Source organism: Prevotella sp. OH937_COT-195 (assembly GCF_003932845.1).
Taxonomy (GTDB): Bacteria; Bacteroidota; Bacteroidia; order Bacteroidales; family Bacteroidaceae; genus Prevotella.
The window spans coordinates 1-690 of sequence record NZ_RQZH01000101.1 but is presented as its reverse complement, the minus strand read 5'-3'; the positions used below and the strand labels follow the sequence as shown (position 1 = coordinate 690).

Annotated in this window: 1 pseudogene; it reads right to left on the bottom strand. The window is 55.5% G+C overall.

Annotated elements, in window-relative coordinates:
• Positions 1–690, bottom strand: a pseudogene (locus EII32_RS12270) (peptidase); the annotation flags it as partial.

Below are 690 nucleotides of genomic sequence, written 5' to 3'. Positions count from 1 at the left end.
ATCACGCTGAGGTCGTTGCAGTTGGCGGAGTTTACCTTCGTGCCGGCAATCTCGAGGTCGTAGGTGGTAACCGGCTCGATGGTCACCTTGGATTTGATGATATTTCCCGAGGCATCGCACACGGCTTTCTTTCCGGCGTTCCACACCGCGCCGGCGGGGCTTGTGATGGCGCAGCCGTCGAGGGTGAAGGTATTGAAGTAGCGGATGGAGGCGTTCCTGCCCTCTGCCGTTACCGTGGCGTTACGGATGATGAGCGTCTTGGCCCCATTTACAGCACTTCCGATAATGCCCCATCCGCCTTTGGCATTGACGGTGCAGCCGTCAATGGTGAGTGAGGTTCCCTCAACAATGATGCCGGAGAGATTTTGGCTCTCTGCGTTGAGCGTGCCGCCGCCCGTAATGGTCATCGGCTTGGTGTGGTCGATGGTTATACTTCTCGTCATTATCGTGTTTGTGCCGATAAGTTTCACCGTGAGGTTGTCGATTTCTGAATAGATGCCATAGAACCTGTAATCGTCCATGTCGCCATATCTATCTAACTTGATTCTGGCGTAGTCGAGGGTGAGCGTTTTGGTGGAGTGGTCGTACTTCACCCTTCCGCTCACGCCGTCAATCACGCTGAGGTCGTTGCAGTTGTCGGAGGTTACCTGCGTGCCGGCAATCCAGAGGTCGTAGTAGGTCTGCGCCTGC